The following is a 24,545-nucleotide window of genomic DNA, read 5'->3' as shown; positions in this document are numbered from 1 at the left end:
CTGTGTAAGTTATTAACAGTGTGGATAACAGCTGTGGAAAACTCGCCGGGCGGCCCGCGTCCCAGCAGCGGCCAGGAGACACAAAAATGCCCCCGCTTCGGAAAGCAGGGGCATTAGGGGAGGGTCCGGACCAAAAAACCGTCGGAAGCTGTCAGGACACTACGAGCACGCGGTACCAGGAAGCCACGGCCAGCAGGGCCAGAACGAGCGCCAGCCCTCCGGCCTGCAGCATGTTGCGGCGCGGGCCGCGCGGGGCATAGGCAATGACGGCTGCGCACAGGGCGCCGGTGATGAAGCCGCCCAAGTGGGCCTGCCAGGCGATCTGCGGCACCATGAAGCCGATGACGCCGTTGATGGCGATGAGCACCCAGAGCTGTCTCGTCTCACCGCCGCGGTGCCGCTGCACCACGAGCATGGCGCCGAACAGTCCAAAGATCGCGCCGGAAGCACCGACCAGGCCCACGGGGCCGCCCTCGGGCAGGATCGGTGTCATAAGCAGGTATCCCACCGACCCGCCGATGGCGGACAGCAGGTAGACAGCAAGGAAGCGGATCCGCCCCAGTAGCGGTTCCAGCGCCTGGCCGAAAATCCACAGCGTGTACATGTTCAGGACGATGTGGAGCAGGAAGCCCTGGGAGTGCAGAAAAGCGGAAGTGAGCATGCGCCATGGCTGGAACACCCCGTACTCAGGCGTCGCGTAAACCGACGCGTAAGCGAGGGTCCGGAACACCGCGTTTCCGGGAAGCACCCACTGCAGAACAAACAGGAGTACACACGCGGCGATGATCGCGAGCGTTACTACAGGCTTGCCGGACGCAACGGCGCCGCCGTAGACGGTCCGTGCTGTCGGCGACGTACGCTTTGCTTCGTTGACGCAGTCAACGCATTGGAATCCGACGGCGGCCGCACGCTGGCACTCCGGGCATGCCGGCCGCCCGCAACGCTGGCAGCTGACATACGAGGGCCGATCCGGGTGCCGGGGGCACACCGGTGCCTGCGCTGACGGCTCCGCCGCCGGAGTTCCGTAGCTCATGTGGCTAGAGCTGCTCGATGTCGATGCTGTTGATGGTCACATCTTCAACCGGGCGGTCGCCCATGCCGGTGCGGACACCTTCAATGGCGTCCACAACCTTCTTGGATTCCTCATCGGCCACTTCGCCGAAGATGCTGTGCTTGCCCTGCAGCCAGTCCGTGGGGATGGTGGTGATGAAGAACTGGGAACCGTTGGTTCCCTTGCCCATCTGGATGCCGGCGTTGGCCATGGCCAGCTTGTACGGTGCGCTGAAGCTCAGCTCGGGGTGGATCTCGTCGTCGAAACGGTAGCCCGGTCCGCCGGTGCCGCGGCCCAGCGGGTCGCCGGCCTGGATCATGAAGTCCTTGATGATGCGGTGGAAGATGGTGCCGTCATAGAGCGGCGTGCCGGTCTTGTCCTCGCCGGTTTCCGGGTGGGTCCAGGCTTGTTCGCCGGTGGCCAGTCCGACGAAGTTCTTAACAGTCTTGGGCGCGTGGTTGCCGAAGAGGTTCACGACGATGTCGCCGAGGCTGGTGTGGATGGTTGCTTTTGCAGTTGCTGAGGCAGTCATATGGCCATTCTTTCACGGCGGGTCAACGCGGACGCGGGCGGAAAAGACAGTTCCGCGCTGGGTGAAATCCACCGAGAATCCGCCGGAACGATAGCAGCCCCGCTATTGGTGCACGTAGGCTAACAACAGAACCGTCACATTAATCGGGAGGTAGTTGTGAAGAAATCGGATCGTATTGCCCGCGAACTGGAGTTGTCGGTCAGTTCTGCAGTCGAGAACGCAAAAGACCGCGTGGAAGCAGCAGTGGACTGGGCAGTTCCCCGCCTGCAGCAAGGCATTGATACCGCTTCCCCCAAAATCCAGGAGGGGCTCAAGGTGGCGGCCCACAACCTTGCTGGCGGAGTCGCAACGGTGACGCCTCGCATTCAGGACGGCCTGGCGCAGCTTGCACCCAAGATCCACGACGCCGTGGAGGGCGCCACGCCGCGCATGCACGAGGCCCTGGACCGGGCAACGCCCGTCATTACCCAGGCCCGCGACCGCGTCGTAGTGGAGTACCTTCCCCGGTTCTCTGATCAGATCGGAACCGCATCCGAGGCCGTCCACCGGACCCTTGAGGGCACGCCGGCACGCATCGACGCGGTGGCCCAGCGACTCGGCGACGTCGGCATCATCCACACCATCCAGGAGCAGGCGAATCTGGCTGGCGGGCACCTGAAGTCGGCCGCGTCGGAGGCCGGCAGGGCCGTGACCGGCAAGGCGCTGGTGGTGGAGCCGGAGAAACCGAAGAAGCGCGGCCTCCTGATTGTCGGTGTAATAGCCGCGGCCGTGGCCGCCGGCGTTGCGGCGTGGAAGGCTTCAAAGCCGGTCGAGGACCCGTGGAAGACCCCCGCGCCCGTAACGCCCGCGCCGTCAACCTCTGAGGTGACCACCCCCGCGGCATCCGCCGCCGGTGTTGGATCGGCCGCGGGTGTTGGGTCGGCTACGGAGACGCCCGCACCGGTTCCGGCCGCCCCGGCTGGCAGCTCTTCTTCCGCGCCCGCCGATACACCTCTCGATGCTGCCTTTGCACTGGCCGCGGAGGACGAAGCCGACACTTCTGCTGACAAGGCAAAGCACGTTGCCGAGGACGCGGACTCCGACGCCGGCGAAGTTGCCACCGACGCCAAGGCCGCGGTGAAGAACATCGCATCCAACATCGACAACGGTGCAGACAAGAAGTCGTAGCCATTTGCCCGTAGGGGCAGTGACAGGAGGGGTTCCGCAGCAGCGGGGCCCCTCCTGTCGTCTGTGCGGGCGCATCCGCGCTCCGCTCTGCCTGACAGGCACGGCGCCGCCGGGATGGAAAGCATCGGTGCTAAGTTTGTGGTGACGTCACCCGATAGATCCGCAGAGGATGCCTTGACTGACACTGAGCCGCTCGTATCAATTGTTATCCCGGCCTACAACGAGGAAAGTGTCATCCGGCAGTGCCTCATCGCGGCGGTGTACCAGTCGGTTCCGGCGCACGAGATCATCGTGGTGGACAACATGTCCAAGGACCGCACGGCGTCGATCGTCACGCAGATGCAGCAGGAGTACCCGGAAAGCCCCATCATCCTGCTCCGCCAGGACAGGGAGCAGGGACTCATTCCCACCCGTAACTTTGGCCTGGACCACGCGACCGGGGACATTCTGGGCCGGATCGATGCCGACTCAGTGGTGGAGCCTGACTGGGTGGAGCAGGTGCAGAAGGCCTTCCAGGACCTGTCCACGTCGGCCGCCACCGGCCCAGTGGTCTACTACGACATGCCGATGCGCCGCTTCGGCCTCAAGGCCGACGACAAGATGCGCCAGCTGATGCTGAAGCTGGCCAAGCACCAGTACCACTTCCTGTTCGGATCCAACATGGCCCTCCGCCGGTCCGCGTGGGAAACCATCCGCAGCGAATGCTGCCGGGACGAAAGAGACGAGATGCACGAGGACATCGACCTGTCCCTGCATCTGGCAGACCACGACCTCAAGGTCCAGTACTGGCCGCAGATGGTCTCCGGGATGTCGGCCCGCCGGCTTGAGGACTCACCCCGGGATTACCGGTACTACGTGACGCGCTTCGACCGGACCTACAAGGCCCACAACGTGAAGAAGATGGCCCTCAAGGCGCCCATGGTGGTGTTCTTCTCGGTGTATTTCCCGGCCAAGCTCCTGCGCGCCATTCACACCGTCAACACCAGCCAGCCAGTCCGCCGCGGCGGCCAGTAGCGCCGCCGGATCGCCCGGCGTTCGTCAGTCAGCCCCCAGCTCCGCCAGCGGGCGTTCCTCCGGCGGCTTGCTGCGCCCGGCCTTGCCATTCCTTTGCCCGGCCACCACGACGGCGAGCCCCACGAGAATGAGCGCCAGCCCGGCGTAGGTGCCCGCCGGCAGCGTCTCATTCAGGAACATGGCGGCCAGCAGGGCCGCTCCCGGTATTTCCAGCAGGATGATCATGGACACCAGCAAAGGGCTCATGGTGGCCAGCAGGTGGTTGAATGCCGTATGTCCCACGAGCTGGGCGCACACGGTGATCGCCAGAATCCCGAGCCAGCCGCCGGCGTCGAACCCGGACAGGGGCTGGTTGGTGAAGATCGCCAGCACCGCGACCAGGACGGCACACATGCCGTAGCAGAGGGCCGTGTACGTTCCGGTGGTCATGCTCTGGCGGGCCCGGCCTCCGGCCAGCGTGTAGATTCCCGCGAGGAGCCCGCCGGCCATGGCCAGGAGATCGCCCAGCAAGGCGCCCGGGGAGGTTCCCATGTCGAAACCGGTGATGGCCACGACGCCGCCGAAGGCGATGCCCAGGCCCACCAGGACCTGCCAACGGTGCCGCACGCCGCGGAAGAGCTGAATGATGGCGATCCAGGCGGACTGCAGGCAGACGAGGGCCGTAGCGGCAGCCACGGAGGTCAGCTGCAGGGACGTGATGAAGCAGGCGAAGTGGAGGGCCAGGGCCACGGCCGCCACGAGCGACCAGCGGAACTCATAGCGCCCGATGCGGCCGAACTGGCGCGGTTCCCGGACAAGCGTAGGAGTGGCCATGACGGCAGCCGCGATGGCATTGCGCCAGAAGGCGATGGCAAGGGCCGTGACTGTGGTGGCGCCGAGTGTGGCGGCGATGAGCGGTCCCGACGAGGCCACGCCCAGCACGCCCAGGGCCGCAAGGAAGACATTCACTGTTCCACAGTAGTGTGCCCCGCTGGTTGAGCCTGTCGAAACCAAGGCAAAGCAAAAAGGTCCCGGTCGTTTCCGACCGGGACCTTCCTTATGGTGGAGGCACGGGGACTCGAACCCCGAACCCCCTGCTTGCAAAGCAGGTGCGCTACCAATTGCGCCATGCCCCCATAAGAAGCAACCCGTCCATCATACCCTAGTTCCGTAGGCTGGCTTACCAGCCTCCGCACCGGGATCCGGGCTATTCAACCTTGTCGGTTGATTCGCTCCAGACTGTTTTCCGGGCTTCGGATTCCTGCACCTTTTTCTTGTAGAGGAGGGCGCCTGCGACTGCAGCTGCAATGACCAGCAACTTCTTCACACGCACCCCGTTCCGGCTTGATTCCTGGGGAATCCGGCCTAAACCTCGTCTTGAACCTGTGCAGGTTCCGTGGGCGTACCAGGACTTGAACCTGGGACCTCTTCGTTATCAGCGAAGCGCTCTAACCGCCTGAGCTATACGCCCCGATGCCTCATCGGGCCGAGACACGACTCTACAGCACATCCCGGCCCGATCTCAAATCGAGGCATTCCACCGGAGTTTTTCCGCGGAAACACAGGGTTTTTAGTCGTCGGTGAGGGTCACACCGATGCCGCCGACAAGCGTCGCCGAGATGTTGTACAGCACGGCCGACAGCATGGACAGGGCGGTCAGCAGGACCACGTTCACGACAGCAATGATGGTCGCGAACGATGCCACCTGGCCAAGCGATGCGACCTTCTTCAGTTCGAAGCCGCCGCCCTCGGAACCGGCGAGGGTTCCCAGCAGGCTATCCACCTGGTCGAAGATACCGGTCAGGTCCAGCACGGTCCACAGGACGATGGCGGCCACGACCGTGACGATGCCAAGCGCGACAGACAGCAGGAAGGCCATCTTCAGGACGGACCAAGGGTCAACCTTGCTGACCAAAAGCCGTGCGCGGCGCGCCTTGGCCTTCGGAGCCGGCTTGACCAGCCCCTGTGCACCCGGCGCGCCTTGGGGGCGCTGTCCGGGGGCTGCCGGGCGCTGTGCCGGAGCGACCGGCCGCTGGCCCTGTCCTGCAGGCGCCGGCCGCTGTCCCGCACCTGCGGGACGCTGTCCCGGAGGGCCAGACGGCGTGGCCGGGCTCTGCTGGGGACGCACCGGGGCATTCACCCGGGGAGCGGATGCCGGCTGACGCATCCCGCCGGGACCATTACTGCTCGGCTTGGGAAATGAGTCGGAATTGCTCACTCGTTACCTCCGGTGTTGTCTTCGTTCGCCTCAGCATCGCCGGACGTTCCTTCTGCTTCATCGGCCAGTCCTGAGGACGCCTCTGCGGCGTCCTCGTCTGGTCCGGCATCTTCAGCCAACGTTACGTCATCGGCAGCGATAGCCAAGATTTCTGACGCACTCGGCTCATCGGTGTGGTCGGCTTCGGATTCACGCTCTGCGCTGGCTTCAACTTCGTCTTCGAGGCCGCGTTCGGTGTTGCGGGCCACCTCGATGATGCGGTCGTTCTTGTCCGGCTTCGCGAAGATGACGCCCATCGTGTCGCGCCCCTTGGCGGGGACCCCGGCCACGGACGAGCGGACAACCTTGCCGCCGCCCATGACCACGAGGACTTCGTCTTCCTCCTGCACCACCAGGGCGCCCACAAGGTCGCCGCGTTCCTCGGCGAGCTTGGCCACCTTGATGCCCAGGCCACCGCGGCCCTGCAGCCGGTATTCCTCGACGGCGGTGCGCTTTGCGTAGCCGCCCTCGGTCACCACGAAAACGTAGGATCCCTCGGCGACCACGTTCATGGCGAGCAGTTCGTCATCCTCGCGGAACTTCATGCCTGTTACGCCGGACGTGGCACGTCCCATGGGGCGGAGTGCGTCATCGGTCGCCGTGAAGCGGATCGACTGGCCCTTCCGCGAGACCAGCATGAGGTCGTCCGTCTCGGAGACCAGTTGTGCGGACACCAGTTCATCCTCGTCCCGGAGGTTGATGGCGATGACGCCCGCGGAGCGGTTGGTGTCGTAATCCTCCAGCCGGGTCTTCTTGACCAGGCCGCGTTTGGTGGCCAGCACCAGGTACGGCGCGTGCTGGTAGTCCTTCAGGTCCAGCACCTGGGCGATGCGCTCGTCCGGCTGGAAGGCCAGCAGGTTTGCCACGTGCTGGCCTTTGGTGTCGCGGCCACCCTCGGCTAGTTCATAGGCCTTGGCCCGGTATACGCGTCCGAAGTTGGTGAAGAAGAGCAGCCAGTGGTGGGTGGTGGTGACGAAGAAGTGTTCCACCACGTCATCGCCGCGCAGCTGGGCGCCCTTGATACCCTTGCCGCCGCGCTGCTGCGAACGGTAGTTGTCGCTCCGTGTGCGCTTGACGTAGCCGCCGCGGGTGATGGTGACCACCACTTCCTCTTCGGGAATGAGGTCTTCCATGGACATGTCGCCGTCGTAGCCCATGAGGATCTGGGTGCGGCGGTCATCCCCGTGCTTGGCCACGATCTCGGCGAGTTCCTCGCTGATGATCGAGCGCTGGCGCTCCTCCGAAGCAAGGATCGCGTTGTACTCGGCGATCATCGCTTCGAGCTCGGCGTGGCGGTCCTGGATCTTCTGGCGTTCCAGGGCAGCGAGCCGGCGAAGCTGCATATCGAGGATGGCGCGGGCCTGGATCTCATCGATTTCCAGCAGCTGCATCAGGCCATCGCGTGCTGCCTCCGTAGTGCTTGAGGCGCGGATCAGGGCGATGACCTCATCCAGCATGTCCAGTGCCTTGAGGAGGGCACGCAGGATATGCGCTTCTTCCTCTGCCTTGCGCAGGCGGTAGCGCGTGCGCCGGGCGATGACATCCAGCTGGTGGGTGACCCAGTGCCTGATGAAGGCATCGAGGCTGAGAGTTCGCGGCACTCCGTCCACGATCGCCAGCATGTTCGCGCCGAAGTTCTCCTGCAGCTGGGTGTGCTTGTAGAGGTTATTCAGCACCACCTTGGCGACGGCGTCGCGCTTCAGGACGATGACCAGGCGCTGCCCGGTGCGGCCGGACGTCTCATCGCGAAGGTCGGCGATGCCCTGGACTTTTCCGTCCTTGACCAGTTCGGCGATTTTGATGGCCAGGTTGTCCGGGTTGGCCTGGTAGGGCAGCTCGGTGACGACGAGGCAGGTCCGGCCCTGCAGCTCCTCGACGTTGACCACAGCGCGCATGGTGATGGAACCCCGGCCGGTGCGGTAGGCGTCCTCGATTCCCTTGTGGCCCAGGATGGTGGCACCGGTGGGGAAATCGGGTCCCTTAATGCGCTTCAGCAGTTCCTCGAGGAGTTCCTCGCGGCTGGCGGTCGGGTTGGCCAGGTACCACTGGACGCCGTCGGCCACCTCGCGGAGGTTATGCGGCGGGATATTGGTGGCCATGCCGACGGCGATGCCCGAGGACCCGTTGACCAGCAGGTTGGGGAACCGCGCCGGGAGGATGGTGGGTTCCTGGTTCTTGCCGTCGTAGTTGTCCTGGAAGTCGACGGTCTCCTCATCGATGTCACGGACCATCTCCATGGCGAGCGGCGCCATCTTGGTTTCCGTGTACCGCGGGGCCGCGGCGCCGTCGTTGCCGGGTGAGCCGAAGTTGCCCTGGCCCAGCGCCAGCGGGTAGCGCATGGTCCAGTCCTGGATCAGGCGCACCAGGGCATCGTAAATTGCCGTGTCGCCGTGCGGGTGGTACTGGCCCATGACCTCGCCCACCACACGGGCACACTTGTTGAAGGCACGATCCGGGCGGTACCCGCCGTCGAACATCGCGTACAGCACGCGGCGGTGGACGGGCTTCAGCCCGTCGCGTACGTCTGGCAGCGCACGGCCAACGATGACGGCCATCGCGTAGTCGAGGTAGGAGCGCTGCATCTCCGTCTGGAGGTCCACCTGCTCCACGCGGTCGACCAGCACGTCGCCCTCCAGCACCGGCTCCGTGCCGTCCGGAGACTCGGCCGGGACCTCGGGTGTTTCGTCACTCATAGTCTGTATTTTCCGTTTCAGGTATATGTCAGTCCGGGAATATCACAAGCGGGAACCGCTAAATATCGAGGAACCTGACGTCCTTGGCGTTCTGCTGGATGAAGTTTCGGCGGGACTCGACGTCCTCGCCCATCAGCACGGCGAAAATCTGGTCTGCGGCTGCTGCGTCCTCCATGGTCACCTGCAGGAGGGTGCGCCGGTCCGGGTCCATGGTGGTATCCCAGAGTTCGGTGTAGTCCATCTCGCCCAGACCCTTGTAGCGCTGGATGCCGTTTTCCTTGGGTATGCGGCGCCCCGCGGCTTGGCCGGAAACCAGGACGGCGTCACGCTCACGGTCGCTGTAGACGTAGTCGTGCGGTGCGTTGGACCACTTGATCCGGTACAGCGGCGGCTGGGCGAGGTAGACGTAACCGTTCTCGATCAGCGGGCGCATGTAGCGGAACAGCAGGGTCATCAGCAGCGTGGTGATGTGCTGGCCGTCAACGTCGGCATCCGCCATCAGCACGATCTTGTGGTACCGCAGCTTGCTCAGGTCGAAGTCCTCGCCAATGCCCGTGCCGAACGCGGTGATCATGGACTGGACCTCATTGTTGCCCAGCGCCTTGTCCAGCCGAGCCCGCTCAACGTTCAGGATCTTGCCGCGCAGCGGAAGGATGGCCTGCGTTTCAGGGTTGCGGCCGCGCTTGGCCGAACCGCCTGCCGAGTCGCCCTCCACGAGGTAGACCTCGCACTTCGAGGGATCCTTCGAGGAGCAGTCGGAAAGCTTGCCCGGCATGCCGAACGACTCCAGCGGGCTCTTCCGGCGCGCATTGTCGCGGGCCTTGCGCGCGGCCATGCGGGCCTGCGCGGCGGAAATGGCCTTGCGGATCACGTCACGCGCGGGGCCGGGGTTGCGTTCCAGCCAGTCGCCGAGCTGATCGGTGACCACGCGCTGGACGAAGCCCTTGACTTCCGAGTTGCCCAGCTTGGTCTTGGTCTGTCCCTCGAACTGCGGCTCGGACAGCTTCACGGAGATGACGGCCGTCAGGCCTTCGCGGATGTCGTCGCCCGTGAGGTTCTCTTCTTTTTCCTTGATGATGCTCTTGTCCCGCGCGTAGCGGTTGATAAGTGACGTCATCGCAGCGCGGAACCCCTCTTCGTGGGTTCCGCCTTCGTGGGTGTTGATGGTGTTGGCGTACGTGTGCACGCTTTCGGAGTACGCGGTGGTCCACTGCATAGCCATTTCGACGGCGATGTGCCGCTCGGTGTCCTCGGTCTCGAAGGCGATGACGTCCTCGTGGACCACATCCACCTTCTTGCTCGAGTTCAGGTGCTTGACGTAGTCAAGGAGACCGTCGTTGTACTGGTACACCACCGTACGGTGCTCGGCGAGGACCTCACCCTCGGTGAGGACGCCGTCCAAGTCCAGGTCGCCGGCTTCGTCCGTGCCGGCTGCCGCCTGGCGCTCGTCGGTGAGCGTGATGCGCAGTCCCTTGTTGAGGAAGGCCATCTGCTGGAACCTGGCGCGGAGCGTTTCGAAGTCGAATTCCACGGATTCGAAAATGCTCGCATCCGGGTAGAAGGTCTGGGTGGTTCCGGTCTCGTTGGTCGCCTCACCCTTGACCAGGGCGCCCTGGGGCTTGCCGCCGTCGGCAAAGGTCATCCGCCAGACGTGGCCCTGCCGGCGGACCTCGGTGTTCACGCGGGAGGAGAGCGCGTTGACCACGGAGATGCCCACGCCATGCAGGCCGCCGGAAACGGCGTAGCCGCCGCCACCGAACTTTCCGCCGGCGTGCAGGATGGTCATGACCACCTCGACGGTGGGCTTGCCCTCGGTCGGGTGGATGTCCACCGGGATGCCGCGGCCGTCGTCGGTTACCCTGACGCCGCCGTCCGCCTGCAGAACAATCTCGATGTGCGTGCAGTAACCTGCGAGGGCCTCATCCACCGAGTTGTCTACCACTTCGTACACCAGGTGGTGCAGGCCGCGCAGACCGGTAGAGCCGATGTACATGCCGGGCCGTTTGCGTACGGCCTCGAGGCCCTCAAGAACGGTGATGTCGCTGGCGCCGTACTCCCGCGGCGTGGCAGTCTCAGCCGGGTTGCCCTTGGGTGGGGCATCCTCCGTCACGGGCTCCACTGCCTCGATATCTGCATTGTCGTTAGCCACAGGCGCTTTCGACTCCTCTACGTTCGTTGATGGCCGGCCTCCGCCGTCCGCCGAAGCAAAGGGCGGCCGCCAAAAGGCACGTCTCTGTAGCGCCAGCTACTTGGTCGACCTGCGGAACCGCTCCCGCTCATGAAGAAAGCGCGGGAAAACGGACTCAGTCAACGTTTCACCGGCGCCCAGTTATCTAGGGGAATTCTATCGTGAAACACGGCCGTTTCCTGCATTGGCGGGGCGCGGACGCGGCCCGATGTGCCTCTCGCTGGCCATTGGCTCCGCCTGCAAGGCTCCAGCAGCCCACGTTTTGGGCTCCTATACGGCCGACGGCGGTTTGAGCGCCCTGTACGCCGTTTCCGGTTTCACTCTTATCCGTAGGTGTCCCGGGGCCCGCGGCCGTTGACGGTACGTCCGCCTTTGCGCCAGCTCGGTGCCGCCGGGCCCAGCACCTGGATGCTCGTGACCACGCCGTCACCGAGTTCGGAGCGGAACTTTTCGAGCAGGCTCATGCTGAGCAGCCGGAGCTGCGTCGCCCACGCCGTGGAATCACACCTGACATGGAGGGTGGTATCGGTAAAGCTCTCCGGGGTGCAGTGGGCAGAGATTTCCGGGCCCACAAGTGCCGGCCACTCGGCCATGACCGAGCCCACGGCCACCGGGGAGGTCCAGCCGCGTTCGGCAACCAGCCGCCCCACGACTTTTCCCAGTCCCAAGGGATCGCGTCCGGTGGAGTGGAACTGGCTGAAGCCCCGCGTTCCCCCGGAAACGGTTCGCGGTTTTTGACTGGCGCCGGCTCGCGGGGCCTTCCGGCGGATCTCGCCGCGGGCTGCCGCTGCCTCGCGCATTCTGTTCAGCGCCGCCTGGGCGGCATCGATTTCATCGGGATCGCGGCCCGGCTGCAGGCCGCCGTCCTTATCCCTGTTCATCGATTCCTCCCGGGATTACCTTCACCCGCCGGCCCGACAGCTCGTCCGGAATATCGGCGTCGACAGCGGCGGTAACCAGCACCTGCTCGGCGCCGGCAACTATTGCGGCCAGTTTACGCCGCCGCTGGACATCGAGTTCGGCGAAAACGTCGTCGAGGATGAGGATTGGTGCTGAGCCTCCGGTGCGGGCGTCGTCAAGCATGACGTAGTAGGACGCCAGCCGCAGGGAAAGGCACATGGACCATGTTTCACCGTGCGACGCATAACCCTTGGCGGGGGCCTGGCCCAGCACGAGTTCCAGTTCGTCCCGGTGCGGGCCCACCAGTGAGATGCCCCGTTCGCGCTCTTTCCGGCGGGACGCCAAAAAGGCCTGCACGTAGCGTTCGGCAAGCTCGTCCACGGACAACAGCCGCAGATCCTCGGCTGCGTTTTCCCCATTGGGGTGGCCCGGCCCGGACGGTGCCGTCGAAGCGCTGGCTGGCTCGCCGTCGTCGTCCATTGTGTTCTGCAGCGTTGAGCGGTAGAGCGCATCGGCGGCCTTCGAGCCATCGGTGAGCTGGGCGTAGGCATTGTTGAGGTGCGGCCGCAGACGCTCGACGAGTTCGAGCCTGGCGTGGAGCAGCTCCGCCCCGGCGCGTGCCATGTGCTGGTCCCAGACATCGAGGGTGGCTTCGTGGCCGGCGGTGAACTTGCCGGCCCGTGCAGATTTCAGCAGTGCGTTCCGCTGCTTAAGCACCCGGTCATAGTCGCTGCGGGTGGCAGCGTGCCGCGGAATAAGGCTCACCAGGAGCTCGTCCAGGAAACGGCGCCGGTTCGACGGATCGCCCTTGACGAGCGCCAGGTCCTCCGGGGCGAACAGGACTGTGTGGCAGATGCCCAGCAGGTCGCGCGCACGGACCGGATTGCTGCGGTTGATGCGTCCCCGGTTGGCCCGGCCGCCGTTGATTTCGAGCTCCAGGATGGTGGACTGGTCGCCACGGACCAGCTTCGCCCGGATCAGCGCACGGTCGGTTCCGAAGCGCAGCAGCGGCCCGTCGGCGCTGACCCGGTGCGAACTCAAGGTTGCCAGGTAGCCGATGGCCTCCATCAGGTTGGTCTTGCCGATACCGTTTGAACCGACCAGGACCGTGACGCCCGGGTCAAACCGGAGATCCACCTGGGCGTAACTGCGGAAGTCGGTCAGGGACAGGTGTTCTAGGTACACTACTTGGCTGGACGGGTGGCATGCCCGCCGAACTGGTGGCGCAGTGCGGACACCATCTTCATGGCTGGCGAATTGTCCTCGCGCGAGGCGAAGCGGGCAAACAGCGCGGCGGTAATGGCCGGCGCCGGAACCGCATTGGCAATCGCCTCTTCCACGGTCCAGCGGCCTTCACCGGAGTCTTCGACGTAGTCGTCGATGGAGGCCAGTCCCGGGTCCTCGTCCAGGGCCTTCACCATGAGGTCGAGCAGCCAGGACCGGACAACCGTTCCCTTCTGCCAGGCGCGGAACGTTCCGGGAAGGTCCGTGACGATTTCCTTGGCAGCGAGGAGTTCATAGCCTTCCGCGTAGGCCTGCATCAGGCCGTACTCGATGCCGTTGTGCACCATTTTCGCGTAGTGGCCTGCGCCGACGCCGCCCACATGGACGAAGCTGTCCGCGCGGTCGCCTTCCGGCCGGAGTGCATCGAAGACGGGAAGGGCACGTTCGATGTCCTCGGCGTCGCCGCCTGCCATGAGGCCGTAGCCGTTCTGCAAGCCCCAGACTCCGCCGGATACGCCGCAGTCGGCGAAGCGAATTCCCTTTTCGGCCAGGGCCGCGCCATGCTTCTGGTCCTCGGTGAAGCGGGAGTTCCCGCCGTCGATCACCATGTCGCCGGGCTGCAGCTTCGCACCGAGCTCGGTGATGACGGCGTCGGTGATTTCACCGGCCGGAACCATGACCCAGATCAGGCGCGGGGCAGGAAGTGCGGCTATGAGCTCGTCGGTGGAGGGGACATCGGTGACCTCGGGGTTGCGGTCGAAGCCAGTGACATCGATCCCGCCCTTGCGCAGCCGCTCGCGCATGTTGAAACCCATTTTTCCAAGGCCGATCAGTCCAATATGCACCGTGTGAACTCTTTTCTGCGCTAGTAGGAGGGTGGGTAGCTCAACTGCGTGGGCCCACGCCGCCAGGGTTCCCTGGCCGAGCTTGCGAGGCGAGGGTGGCGGTGGGGATTAGTTGGGCAGGCGCACCGGCATCACGAGGTAGCGGTAGTCGTCCTGGTCCTCACCGTCGATGTCGTTCTGCGCGGTGATCATGGCCGGTTTCGGCGCCGTGGTGAACGAGAAGCGCACAAACTTGGTTTCGATCACGCTGAGGCCTTCAACGAGGTAGTGCGGGTTGAAGGCCACGGTGATGTCTTCGCCGGACAGCTGTGCCTCGAGCTCTTCGGAGGCCTGGGCGTCCTCGCCGGTGCCGGCATCGAGGTGCAGCTGCCCCTGGGTAAACGCGAGCCGAACCGGGGTGTTGCGTTCTGCAACGAGCGAGACTCGGCGGACGGCCTCCACAAGTTCCTGGGTCTGGACGGTGGCGTGAATAGGCGTGGAGTCCGGGAACAGCGAGCGGATCTTGGGGTAGTCGCCGTCGACAAGCAGTGACGTGGTGGTGCGGCCGCCGCTTTCGAAGCCGATGAGGCGGCTGTCGTCCTCGGCGATGGCCAGGTTGATGTCGCCGCTGCCGCCCAAAGTCTTGGCAACCTCGTTCAGCGTTTTGGCCTTGACCAGGGCACTGGTGGAGATGCCCGGAGTGACAGGCTTCCACGGTACTTCCCGCATGGCGAGCCGGTAGCGGTCCGTGGCCAGAAGGGTGATGAGGTCATCCTCGATCTCCATCCGCACGCCGGTGAGGATGGGAAGGGTGTCGTCCTTGCTGGCCGCGATGATCACCTGGGACACAGCCTGGGCGAAGGCGTCGCCGGCCACAGTACCAGTGATGGTGGGAAGCGCAGGCAGGGGCGGGTATTCCGCCTCGGGCATGGTGGCCAGGTGGAAGCTGCTTCGGCGGCAGGTGAGTGTGACCTTGTTGCCGTCGGTTTCGATGTCAACCGGCGCCGACGGAAGGCTGCGGCAGATGTCCGCGAGCAGGCGGCCGGAAACCAGGATGGTGCCTTCGTCCCTGATGTCGGCAGGAATCTCAAGCCTGGCTGAGGTCTCGTAGTCGAAGCTGGACAGGCTGACGGTCCCGGATTCGGCCTTGAGCAGGAGGCCTGAGAGCACGGGTACTGGCGGCCGCGGAGACAACGACCGGGCTGCCCAGGTGACGGCTTCGGCCAGGACGTCCCGTTCGACTCTGAACTTCACGGAAGGGTGCCGCCTTTCATTGCTGCTGCCATTTTCTGAACGGGAACTCGCAAGGAGCCCATAAGACCGGTGCCCCCGAAGTCCCGGAACCTGCATGGTCCGCGCATGGGCGACCGCAAACAAACCCAGGGATGGGAGCGCTGCAGACAGCTTAGCCGGAACTCCGAGGATTTCCCCATCCCCGCCGGTGATGCCGGCTCTGCCGGGGCGCGGTGGCCGATGCTTGGGCTGGTGCGGTGGAGGTCCGGGAACGAGATTGTTATTTGAGGGATTTCAATTTTTTGGGATTAGTAGTGTTAATAACTGCTGTGGAAACTGTGGATAACCCGGTTTCACGGCCGGGATCCGCGGTTAAGCCCTGTTCATGGACTGTGGGTTCGGCACGTTTTAAACAGGGTGTGGATGGGGACAACCTTTTTGGCCTGTTGCGGTGATCCACAGACACCTTAAGGGTTTTAAGCCCATTAACGGCGGTTGTCCCCTTAACTGTCCACAGGGTTATCCACACCCCCCTGTTAATAAGGTTAAGAACCTGGGATTAGGAGTCGCGCTGCTGCTGCTTGATGCGGTTGGTGAGCTCGGTGACCTGGTTGTAAATCACACGACGCTCGGCCATGAGCTCACGGATCTTTCGGTCCGCGTGGATCACGGTGGTGTGGTCGCGGCCGCCGAGTTCCTGGCCGATCTTGGGAAGCGACATGTCGGTCAGCTCGCGGCACAGGTACATGGCGATCTGGCGTGCGGTCACCAGCGTCCGGGTCCGCGACTTGCTGCAGAGCTCCTCCATGCTGAGCTTGAAGTAATCCGCGGTCTGCTGCAGGATCTGGCCCGACGTGATTTCCTGGGCGCCGTCGTCGGTGATGAGGTCTTTGAGCACCATCTCCGCGAGGGCCACGTCCACCGGCTGGCGGTTGAGGCTGGCGAACGCCGTCACACGGATGAGGGCGCCTTCGAGTTCGCGGATGTTGCTCGCGATTTTCGAGGCGATGTACTCCAGGGCGTCGTCCGGGGCGGAGAGGCCTTCGCTGAGGGCCTTCTTCCGGAGGATGGCGATGCGGGTTTCCAGTTCGGGCGGCTGGATGTCCGTCAGCAAGCCCCACTCGAAGCGGGACTTCATCCGGTCCTCGAAGCCTGCCAGCAGTTTGGGAGGCTGGTCCGAGGTGATGACCACCTGCTTGTTGTTGTTGTGCAGTGAGTTGAACGTGTGGAAGAACTCCTCCAGCGTCCGGTCCTTGCCGGCCAGGAACTGGATGTCGTCGATCAGCAGGACGTCGACGTTGCGGTACGTCGTCTTGAAGCTGGCGCCTTCATCGTCACGGATCGAGTTGATGAAGTCGTTGGTGAATTCCTCGGAGTTCACGTACCGGACGCGGATGCCGCTATAGAGGCGCCGGGCGTAGTGGCCAATGGCGTGCAGCAGGTGGGTCTTGCCCAGTCCCGAATCGCCATAGATGAACAGGGGGTTGTACGCCTTGGCCGGGGCTTCCGCCACTGCGACGGCGGCAGCATGGGCAAACCTGTTGGAGGAACCGATCACGAACGTGTCGAAAACGTACTTGGGGTTGAGCCGGCCGAACTCGTGCGAAGTGCTCGGCAGCATGGGCTGCGGCTTCTGTTCGAGGGACGGGTCGTTTGCGAGGGAAAGCTCGACGGCGGGTTCCGGCTCCTCGTGGATGGGCACCAGGTCGGTGTCGACGTCGATCGCGCAACGGATGTCGTCCGAGAACACATTGCGGAGCGCGTCATCGAGAGCGTCCTTGACCTGGGTCTGGAGCACTTCCCGGGTCAGTTCGTTGGGCACAGCAACGAGAAGGGTGGAACCGATGAGGCCCTGGGCCTGCGCGAGGATGACAAAGCCGCGTTGCCGGGGCGAGACGCGGTCGTCCTGTTCGAGAAGGCTGACCACGCGCCGCCAGGAACTTCCGACAGTGTTGGCGTGGTTGGCTTCGTCTACTGTCATCAAATTTGGTTCCTCAAAGCTTGCTGTCTGCATTACATGCAGCCGCAAGCCCGAAACCAGGGTGCTGGCCCGGCTTAATCCACAGGGTTATGCACAGTCCGTGGATAATCGGCTACTGGGACACTCTAGGGGATGAAAAGCCTAGAAGATAGCTGGGAAGTGCCTTGTGGATAATTACACCGTTGTGGTTCTAAAACGGCGATCGGTAGCCGCTTCGTCCACAGGTTCGCCGCACCGTTAGCCACAGCTGGGGAAACACGCGGAATGGCCTGCCGGTTTGACTCCCGGCGGCGTTTTGCCCTAACGTTGTGGAGTCCTTTGTGCCTGCTTTCTGACCCCATTTTGGACTCTCGGACGCTTATGTGTTCCGGGAAAATCCAGGGGAAGCAGACACATACAAAACTTAGCGTCGGCCAGTTCTTCCCCTTTACTGATCGGGTGGGCGCACCTTTGATCCACTGGAGTAACTAACGTGAGCAAGCGGACTTTTCAGCCGAATAACCGCCGTCGGGCCAAGAAGCACGGCTTCCGCCTTCGTATGCGCACCCGTGCCGGCCGTGCCATTCTGGCCGCCCGCCGTGGCAAGGGCCGCACCGAACTGTCGGCCTAAATACTGACTTGTCGGTCTTCTTCCTTCTGCGAGATTAGCGGTGCTTGCCACCCGGAACCGCCTGAGGACTTCAACCGATTTTTCAACAACTGTACGTTCCGGCGTCCGCAATGGACGCCGGAACGTAGTGTTATATACGGCAACTATTGGAGCCGACGAACCAAGCCGTATCGGCTTCATCGTTTCCAAGGCTGTCGGGAACGCTGTTGCCAGGAACCTCGTTAAGAGGAGACTTAGAGAAGCCGGCGCTGCCTCGCTGCACGAGTACGGCACCGGATTCGCTATTGTGGTGCGTGCTTTGCCGGCCTCCGCAACAGCCAGCTGGGATGAACTCCTGGCGGACTACAACGCTGCCTTGGCAAACACCATGAGGCGGCTGGCTGGCCGCCACCCGGCGGTAACCGGAACAAGGCCGGCCGGAACGCGACCGGACGGAACAACACAGGAGGGGACACAGCGTGCTTGACCCGAGTGCTGCCGTCGTCCGTTCCCCTAAGTCCGCAGCTGCGGCTGCTGGCAGCTTCACCTGGAACCTGCCCCGCAATATCCTCATTCTTCTGCTTCTGGCCTACCGCAAGGTGATTTCTCCCTTGTACGGCCAGGTTTGCCGCTTCTTTCCCTCCTGCTCGGCCTATGCGCTTGAAGCAGTCACCGTCCACGGTGCCGTCAAGGGCAGCTGGCTCGCCGCCAGGCGTCTGGCACGCTGCCACCCGTGGAACGCCGGTGGCGTGGACCATGTCCCCGCCGGCCACCGGGAATGGCCTGAAAACCGGACCCCCACAATTGTTGTGCTGAACAACCCGGACAAATATCTGGCTGCTCAGACTGATGAAGAAGGCCGCGCTGCGGCCTGACGAATAGGGATATCGTATGGACTTCTTTGAAACAATCATGTTTCCGTTCAAGTGGCTTGTGTCCATCATCATGGTGGGCTTCCACGAGGGCCTGAGTAGCATTGGACTCCCCGAGGCCAGCGGCTGGACGTGGACGCTGTCCATCATCGGGCTCGTGCTGGTGATCCGTGCCGCCCTCATCCCGGTCTTCGTCAAGCAGATCAAGGCGCAGCGCGGCATGCAGCTCCTGCAGCCGGACCTCAAGAAGCTTCAGGACAAGTACAAGGGCAAGACCGACCAGCTGTCCCGCCAGGCCATGGCGCAGGAACAGATGGCCATGTACAAGAAGCACGGGACCAACCCGTTCTCGGCCTGCCTGCCCATGCTGATCCAGATGCCGTTCTTCTTCGCGCTGTTCCAAGTGCTCTCCGGCATCAGCACTGCCCGCGACCAGGGCAAGGGCATCGGGGCGATGAGCCACGACCAGGTTGCCCAGTTCGACGAGTCCAGCATCTTCGGTGCGCCGTTGTCGGCAACGCTGCTGCACAATCCTGAAGGCAACCCGGTAGCGGTAACCATCCTGACCATCGTGATGATCCTGGCCATGACGGCCTCGCAGTTCATCACGCAGAAGCAGATCATGGCCAAGAACATGTCCGAGGAGGCCATGGCCAGCCCGTTCATGCGCCAGCAGAAGATGATGCTCTACATCCTGCCGATTGTGTTCGGCGTGGGTGGCATCAACTTCCCCATCGGTGTCCTCATCTACTGGACCACCACCAACCTGTGGACCATGGCGCAGCAGTTCTTTGTCATCCGCCGGATGCCGACGCCGGGCTCCCCCGCCGCCAAGGCCCTCGCCGAGCGCCGTGCCGCCAAGGGCCTTCCGGCCCTTCCCATCCTGGGCGGCAAGAAGGCTGACCCCGAAGCGGAAGCTGCTGCCGCCGCGTCGGTTGCCGAGGCCCGGACGCAGCGCATTCAGCCACAACGCAAGAACAGGAAGAAGAAGTAATGTCTGTTGAGAGCTCTGAGCACGCACTTTCCGCTGAAGCCGGCGAAGACCAGGACTCCGGTGCCGCTACCGCAGATGCGGGCAAGGGCACGACGGCAAGCCGCCTGGAAGAAGAGGGCGATGTAGCCGCCGATTACCTTGAGGAACTGCTCGACATCGCCGACATCGACGGCGACATTGACATTGAGGTCCGCAACGGCCGCACCTACATCTCGATTGTGGCCGAGGAAGAATCTGCCGGGTTGGATAGCCTCGTCGGGCACGACGGCGAGGTCCTGGAAGCCCTTCAGGAACTGACCCGGCTGTCCGTTCTTTCCGCAACGGAAAACCGCTCGCGCCTGGTGCTCGACATCAACGGCTACCGCAAGGAACGCGCGGGCCACCTGCAGAAGATCGCCGAAGACGCCGTCGCCTCGGTCAAGGAAACCGGCGACGCCGTCGCGCTCGAACCCATGAGCGCGTACGAGCGGAAGATCGTCCACGATGCCGTCGCCGACCTTGGATTCGTCAGTGAGTCCGAGGGCGAGGGTGCAGGCCGGCATATCGTCGTTTCCGCCGACTGAACCGTTGGCTGATTTACTGATGGTTGAAATGACGCCAGCCGAGCGCCAGGCGGCGGAAAAGATCTTCGGCGGCCGCCTGGGCCTGGCTGAACGGTACGTTGAACACCTGGCGACGTCAGGCACCGAGCGCGGGCTCATCGGACCGCGGGAAATCCCCAGGCTCTGGGGGCGCCACGTCCTGAACTGCGCCGTGATCGAGAGTGAAATCGCCCAAGGCAGCCACGTGGCCGACGTCGGGAGTGGCGCCGGACTTCCGGGACTTTGCCTGGCTATCGCCCGCCCTGACCTCGAACTGACGCTCATCGAACCGCTGGAGCGCCGGGTGATCTGGCTGCAGGAAGTGGTTGACGACCTCGGTTTGAGTAACGTCACCGTCATGCGCACGCGTGCCGAACTTGCCGTTGGGATGGTGACGGCCGACGTCGTGACCGCCCGGGCGGTGTCCGCCCTGAGTAATCTTGCCGGCCTCACCATTCCGCTGCTCGGCGGCGAGGGTGAAGTCGTGGCCATCAAGGGCCGCAGCGCCGCCGATGAGATCGACAAGGCGGCTAAGGCCATCCGCAAGCTTGGTGGCGTGGAGACGTCGGTGGTCACTGTTGGCCAGGACCTGCTCGAGGAGCCCACCACTGTGGTGCGCATCGTAGTTAAGAAGACCCAAAAGAGGGCCTAGCCCCGCAAGGTGCCGCGGGTCCTTAGGGTGTAGCGGTTAGGCTAGAGAACGGCAGTGAAAGCCGAACGAGAGTGAGTGTGTCCCAGTGACCAGTAGCGAAACCTCCACGCAGCGGATCCCCCCGTTCGTGTCTCTGGGGTCGGCGCGTGCCTTTGGCGTATCACCGGTCGCTACGACGCTAAATCAGCCCAGTCCGGTTGCAGCCACGAGTGCCCCCAAGGTTTCACGTGAAACCGCGGCGCGGGGCAACGTCCTGGATACCCTCGATGACTCGAGCCCCATCGCGCGGGAACTGGCGCACGAGAACAGAAGGCGGGAACGGCTCCTCGGGCGCAACCTGCCCAAGCCGGAGAAGACGCGCATCTTCACGGTTTCAAATCAAAAGGGTGGAGTGGGAAAGACCACCACCACCGTCAACATCGCTGCGGCGCTGGCGGCTGCTGGCTTGAACGTCCTGGTCATCGACATCGACCCGCAGGGCAACGCGTCCACGGCACTGGGCATTGAGCACCATGCCGACGTCGACAGCATCTACGATGTCCTGATCAACGATCTGCCTCTCGAAGACGTCGTTGCACAGTGCCCGGACATCAGCAACCTCATCTGCGCTCCGGCCACTATCCACTTGGCCGGCGCCGAGATCGAGCTCGTCTCCCTGGTGGCACGCGAGCAGCGCCTCCGCCGAGCCATCGACGTCTATGCCAAGGCACGGCAGAAGAAGGGCGAGCAGCGGCTCGACTACATCTTCATCGATTGCCCGCCCAGCCTGGGCCTGCTGACGGTCAATGCCTTCTGTGCGGCCGGCGAGGTGCTCATCCCCATCCAGTGCGAATACTATGCACTCGAGGGACTGAGCCAGCTGCTGAAGAACATAGAGATGATCCAGAAGCACCTGAATGCAGATCTGGAGGTTTCCACCATTCTGCTGACCATGTACGACGGGCGGACCAACCTGGCCGCTCAGGTCGCAGCTGAAGTCCGCCAGCACTTCCCGGATCAGGTCCTCGGCGCCGTCGTGCCGCGCTCCGTGCGAATCTCCGAAGCGCCGAGCTACCAGCAGACGGTCATGACCTACGATCCATCCTCCAGCGGCGCGTTGTCCTATCTGGAAGCCGCAGCGGAAATCGCTGAGCGTTAGAATTTTCCAAACACAGCAACAGCCGGAGCCCGGCATAGCCGGGCTCTTCCGATGGAGGGAATCATCCATGAGCGATAAGCGACGCGGGCTCGGTCGCGGTCTTGGCGCACTCATTCCAAGTTCCGCGTCCGCAAGCGCTTCGGGTAACGGAGCAGCTCCGTCGCGCCCCGTGGATCTGTTCTTCCCCGAGGCGCGCAAGACGGCTGAACCCGCCCCGGCCGTTGAGCCGGATACGCCAGATCTCGACGAAACGCCTGCACGCCGCTCCGGTCTGAAGGCTTTGGCCGAGGCGGGTACGGATGCAGCGGGTACGGATGCAGGCACCGAGAGTACTTCGGATGCGGCGAAGCCCTCCCCTGCCAAGTCCGCGGCGAAGACCGCCGCTTCCAGGAGCGGTGACTCGGAGGCCGGCGCGGTTTCTGCAAAGGCCGGGGCGACCAAGGCCGACAAGGATGCTGGGAAGTCTGAAGCCGTCCGCCCTGGCACGCCGTCGGCGGATGAGAAGCTTGCCGCTTCTGCCCGGGCCGCCGCTGCCGGGGAGAACGTAGACTCGGCTGCTGTCTCGGACAACGGCGTCGATCTCGTCGAGGTACCGGGCGTCCGTTTTGCCGAGATTCCTGTCACCGACATCCACCCAAACCGTAAACAGCCCCGTTCTGTCTTCGATGAGGACGACATGGCGGAGCTCGTTCACTCCGTTCGTGAAATAGGCGTCCTCCAGCCAATTGTGGTGCGGACTTCAACCGAAAAGGGTGGAGAACCGTATGAACTTGTCATGGGTGAACGTCGGTGGCGGGCAGTCCAAGCCGCTGGACTCTCCACGATCCCCGCGATTGTCCGGGACACGACGGATGACGACCTGCTCCGCGACGCACTTCTGGAGAACCTGCACCGCAGCCAGCTTAATCCGCTGGAAGAGGCGGCCGCCTACCAGCAGCTGCTGGAGGACTTCGGAACAACGCACGAGCAGTTGGCTGACCGTATCGGCCGTTCACGCCCGCAGGTGTCCAACACTCTGCGGCTGTTGAAGCTCCCGCCGCTGGTGCAGCGTCGTGTTGCGGCCAATGTGCTGTCCGCCGGCCATGCCAGGGCTCTCCTCTCGCTTCCCGACGCTGCCTCCATGGAACGCCTGGCGCAGAAGATTGTGGCTGAGGGCATGTCGGTCCGAGCCACCGAAGAAGCGGTCACCCTGCACCGTGAACCCGCGACGCCGGCGAAGAACAATATTCCGCGCCCAGGCGCACGTCACGAGCGGCTGGATTATCTGGCCTCCTCGCTCTCGGACAGGCTCGACACCAACGTGAAGATCTCGCTCGGAGCGCGAAAGGGGCGCGTGAGTATCGAATTCGCTAGCGTTGAAGATCTGAACCGCATCATGGACGTTCTCGCGCCAGGCGCGGAAAACTAAAGAACCTCTATCGAAAAGGGCCCGTTCAGGTGAACGGGCCCTTTTCTGTACCTTGAGGTCTTTTTCCTTCGCTGCTTCTACAGACGCTATTGCCGTGGGACCAAGGTTGGGCTGTGCGGCACCTGTCTTGGTCGTACAGTCAAGATGAATTGAGCTTCAGCAACTGGCTGACGGCTCGTGGGTTGCGGATTCCACGGTTGCCTTGCGGACAACCAGCACCCATGTCGGTGGGGACGAAACCTGGCTCAGGGGTTGGACGCAACAGAGCGGCCGTCGTCCTTTTCATGTGGCTGCGGCCCGAGACTTTCCTGCGCCATTGGGAATTCGGCCGACCGCAACTGTCTGCCACCATCACGCTCGGTGCCGCATTCCTAACAATTTGCCGGAACCACAGTTGCTTGTCTTCGGTCCCTGGCGGAGGATGGTGCACTGCGGACGCGAGAGCGCGGCGTTAGGGGCCAGAGAGACGTCCTTGGCTGCTTTCAGGGCCGCCTAGTCGCTTCTGCAGCCATTCTGCCTTCTACGGTGCTGCTAGCTCTTAGCGTGTGCCCTGCGTGTCCTTGGTGATGTGAAAGCGCCAGGCAGTCGGCCTCGGTTCGGCCGCGCGACATCAGCACTAGTGCCGCCGCCGCGTCTGTTGCGCTGTTTCACGTGAAACGTACACGCACGTGGTCCAATAGACGGCTGAGCTTCTGCTCGAGGTGCATTTCCGCGATGGCCTTTGTGTCCCCTCTTCTCCAAACATCCGGCCCGATAGATACACCAGTACAGTCCCTTGGACTGCACTTTTTGCAGTCCGCCCGTCGGAACTAGGGCGATTTGGCTGAATGCCGCAAAAGGATCAGCGTCCTACTTGCACTCAAATGATCGATCAACTCGCTGCATTGCTAGCAGATTTCGTCGCCACAGAGATGGACGAGAGTTGACCTCTAGCGGCGTAACTCAAGGGCCGCCAAAGGTGTAGGTTGGCGTGCCAACGGGGTTGGTGGCGCTCCGACGAAGCGGACCCTTGTCCGGCGCTGTTTCACGTGAAACGCGGCAACCAGTTGGCCGCCCGCCTGACAGCCAACGAGGGGTGTACGAGTTCTGCAGTGTCGGGCCACTTCTAGCCGGGCTGGCCCCTTCGATTTTCGATGTGCCATAGTGAGAGTGGCTCGGCAGCCGCGCATGGGTCCTACGGCCGACTGGAAAGCCAACGGCCGGGCGCCTCAGCGCTTGCTGCAAAGCGCGTCAGCTCGAAGGCCCAACTGAGGGCAGGCGGAACCATG

22 protein-coding genes and 2 tRNA genes are annotated in these 24,545 nt (G+C 63.6%); 10 read left to right on the top strand and 14 right to left on the bottom strand.

Annotated features, from left to right (window positions below; translation table 11 throughout):
- Positions 1-151: 151 nt before the first annotated feature.
- Both DBZ45_RS06835 and DBZ45_RS06830 read right to left on the bottom strand, forming a co-directional pair.
- A complete protein-coding gene (locus DBZ45_RS06835; RefSeq protein ID WP_111903169.1) occupies positions 152-1,033 on the bottom strand; it encodes a rhomboid family intramembrane serine protease in 882 nt (293 codons plus the stop codon).
- Positions 1,034-1,037: 4 nt separating this feature from the next.
- Positions 1,038-1,583 carry a peptidylprolyl isomerase gene (locus DBZ45_RS06830; protein WP_102972601.1) on the bottom strand — a complete coding sequence of 182 codons (546 nt, stop codon included), beginning with the start codon at positions 1,581-1,583 and terminating at the stop codon, positions 1,038-1,040.
- A 156-nt stretch (positions 1,584-1,739) separates the two neighbouring features.
- Between DBZ45_RS06830 and DBZ45_RS06825 the strand changes: the two genes are divergently transcribed.
- Both DBZ45_RS06825 and DBZ45_RS06820 read left to right on the top strand, forming a co-directional pair.
- On the top strand, positions 1,740-2,750 hold the full coding sequence (locus DBZ45_RS06825; protein WP_111903168.1) for a hypothetical protein: 1,011 nt from the start codon (positions 1,740-1,742) through the stop codon (positions 2,748-2,750).
- Positions 2,751-2,864: 114 nt separating this feature from the next.
- The gene (locus DBZ45_RS06820; RefSeq protein ID WP_440130504.1) at positions 2,865-3,764 is read left to right on the top strand and encodes a glycosyltransferase; all 900 of its coding nucleotides are present in this window, start codon (positions 2,865-2,867) and stop codon (positions 3,762-3,764) included.
- A gap of 24 nt (positions 3,765-3,788) precedes the next feature.
- Here the strand turns inward: DBZ45_RS06820 and DBZ45_RS06810 are convergent, their stop codons facing one another.
- The 12 genes from DBZ45_RS06810 to dnaA form a co-directional block, all read right to left on the bottom strand.
- Positions 3,789-4,712, bottom strand: a complete 924-nt coding sequence (locus DBZ45_RS06810; protein ID WP_111903166.1) for a DMT family transporter — start codon at positions 4,710-4,712, stop codon at positions 3,789-3,791.
- 91 nt (positions 4,713-4,803) lie between these two features.
- Positions 4,804-4,879, bottom strand: a tRNA-Ala gene (locus tag DBZ45_RS06805).
- Positions 4,880-4,950: 71 nt separating this feature from the next.
- Positions 4,951-5,070 (bottom strand): DLW-39 family protein, encoded by a 120-nt coding sequence (locus tag DBZ45_RS23175; protein WP_223256960.1) that lies wholly within the window; start codon positions 5,068-5,070, stop codon positions 4,951-4,953.
- Between the two features lie 70 nt (positions 5,071-5,140).
- Positions 5,141-5,214 (bottom strand) — tRNA-Ile (locus DBZ45_RS06800).
- Between the two features lie 99 nt (positions 5,215-5,313).
- The gene (locus DBZ45_RS06795) at positions 5,314-5,961 is read right to left on the bottom strand and encodes a DUF3566 domain-containing protein (RefSeq protein ID WP_111903165.1); all 648 of its coding nucleotides are present in this window, start codon (positions 5,959-5,961) and stop codon (positions 5,314-5,316) included.
- A complete protein-coding gene (gyrA, locus tag DBZ45_RS06790; RefSeq protein ID WP_111903164.1) occupies positions 5,958-8,693 on the bottom strand; it encodes a DNA gyrase subunit A in 2,736 nt (911 codons plus the stop codon). The genes DBZ45_RS06795 and gyrA overlap by 4 nt, the downstream gene beginning before the upstream one ends.
- 58 nt (positions 8,694-8,751) lie before the next feature.
- Positions 8,752-10,842, bottom strand: coding sequence for a DNA topoisomerase (ATP-hydrolyzing) subunit B (gyrB, locus tag DBZ45_RS06785; protein ID WP_111903163.1), 2,091 nt, complete (start codon positions 10,840-10,842; stop codon positions 8,752-8,754).
- Positions 10,843-11,204: 362 nt separating this feature from the next.
- Entirely contained in the window at positions 11,205-11,762 is a 558-nt protein-coding gene (locus DBZ45_RS06780) for a DUF721 domain-containing protein (RefSeq protein ID WP_111903162.1), read from the bottom strand.
- Positions 11,749-12,966, bottom strand: coding sequence for a DNA replication/repair protein RecF (gene recF, locus DBZ45_RS06775; RefSeq protein ID WP_111903161.1), 1,218 nt, complete (start codon positions 12,964-12,966; stop codon positions 11,749-11,751). The genes DBZ45_RS06780 and recF overlap by 14 nt, the downstream gene beginning before the upstream one ends.
- Positions 12,966-13,850 carry a phosphogluconate dehydrogenase (NAD(+)-dependent, decarboxylating) gene (gene gnd / locus DBZ45_RS06770; RefSeq protein WP_111903160.1) on the bottom strand — a complete coding sequence of 295 codons (885 nt, stop codon included), beginning with the start codon at positions 13,848-13,850 and terminating at the stop codon, positions 12,966-12,968. The genes recF and gnd overlap by 1 nt, the downstream gene beginning before the upstream one ends.
- A gap of 108 nt (positions 13,851-13,958) precedes the next feature.
- A complete protein-coding gene (dnaN, locus tag DBZ45_RS06765) occupies positions 13,959-15,083 on the bottom strand; it encodes a DNA polymerase III subunit beta (RefSeq protein ID WP_111903159.1) in 1,125 nt (374 codons plus the stop codon).
- Positions 15,084-15,621: 538 nt separating this feature from the next.
- Positions 15,622-17,043: a chromosomal replication initiator protein DnaA gene (gene dnaA / locus DBZ45_RS06760; RefSeq protein ID WP_111903158.1), complete on the bottom strand. Its 1,422-nt coding sequence runs from the start codon at positions 17,041-17,043 to the stop codon at positions 15,622-15,624.
- 472 nt (positions 17,044-17,515) lie between these two features.
- Here dnaA and rpmH point away from each other — a divergent pair, with 472 nt between their 5' ends.
- From rpmH to DBZ45_RS06720, 8 genes are all read left to right on the top strand, one after another.
- A complete protein-coding gene (gene rpmH / locus DBZ45_RS06755; RefSeq protein WP_003800212.1) occupies positions 17,516-17,653 on the top strand; it encodes a 50S ribosomal protein L34 in 138 nt (45 codons plus the stop codon).
- A gap of 40 nt (positions 17,654-17,693) precedes the next feature.
- Positions 17,694-18,119: a ribonuclease P protein component gene (rnpA, locus tag DBZ45_RS06750; RefSeq protein WP_111903157.1), complete on the top strand. Its 426-nt coding sequence runs from the start codon at positions 17,694-17,696 to the stop codon at positions 18,117-18,119.
- Positions 18,112-18,507, top strand: a complete 396-nt coding sequence (gene yidD / locus DBZ45_RS06745) for a membrane protein insertion efficiency factor YidD (protein ID WP_111903156.1) — start codon at positions 18,112-18,114, stop codon at positions 18,505-18,507. The genes rnpA and yidD overlap by 8 nt, the downstream gene beginning before the upstream one ends.
- A gap of 16 nt (positions 18,508-18,523) precedes the next feature.
- The gene (gene yidC, locus DBZ45_RS06740; RefSeq protein ID WP_111903155.1) at positions 18,524-19,498 is read left to right on the top strand and encodes a membrane protein insertase YidC; all 975 of its coding nucleotides are present in this window, start codon (positions 18,524-18,526) and stop codon (positions 19,496-19,498) included.
- Complete coding sequence (locus tag DBZ45_RS06735; RefSeq protein ID WP_111903154.1) at positions 19,498-20,061, top strand: Jag family protein; 564 nt, start codon at positions 19,498-19,500, stop codon at positions 20,059-20,061. The genes yidC and DBZ45_RS06735 overlap by 1 nt, the downstream gene beginning before the upstream one ends.
- A gap of 19 nt (positions 20,062-20,080) precedes the next feature.
- Complete coding sequence (rsmG, locus tag DBZ45_RS06730) at positions 20,081-20,731, top strand: 16S rRNA (guanine(527)-N(7))-methyltransferase RsmG (protein ID WP_111903153.1); 651 nt, start codon at positions 20,081-20,083, stop codon at positions 20,729-20,731.
- 85 nt (positions 20,732-20,816) lie between these two features.
- Positions 20,817-21,869, top strand: coding sequence for a ParA family protein (locus tag DBZ45_RS06725; RefSeq protein ID WP_111903152.1), 1,053 nt, complete (start codon positions 20,817-20,819; stop codon positions 21,867-21,869).
- Between the two features lie 67 nt (positions 21,870-21,936).
- Complete coding sequence (locus DBZ45_RS06720) at positions 21,937-23,277, top strand: ParB/RepB/Spo0J family partition protein (RefSeq protein ID WP_111903151.1); 1,341 nt, start codon at positions 21,937-21,939, stop codon at positions 23,275-23,277.
- The last annotated feature ends 1,268 nt before the right edge of the window (positions 23,278-24,545 follow it).

This window comes from Arthrobacter globiformis, from assembly GCF_003261175.1.
GTDB classification, from domain to species: Bacteria; Actinomycetota; Actinomycetes; order Actinomycetales; family Micrococcaceae; genus Arthrobacter; species Arthrobacter globiformis_A.
The sequence above is the reverse complement of the archived record's forward strand: the minus strand, read 5'-3'. Positions and strand labels throughout refer to the sequence as shown.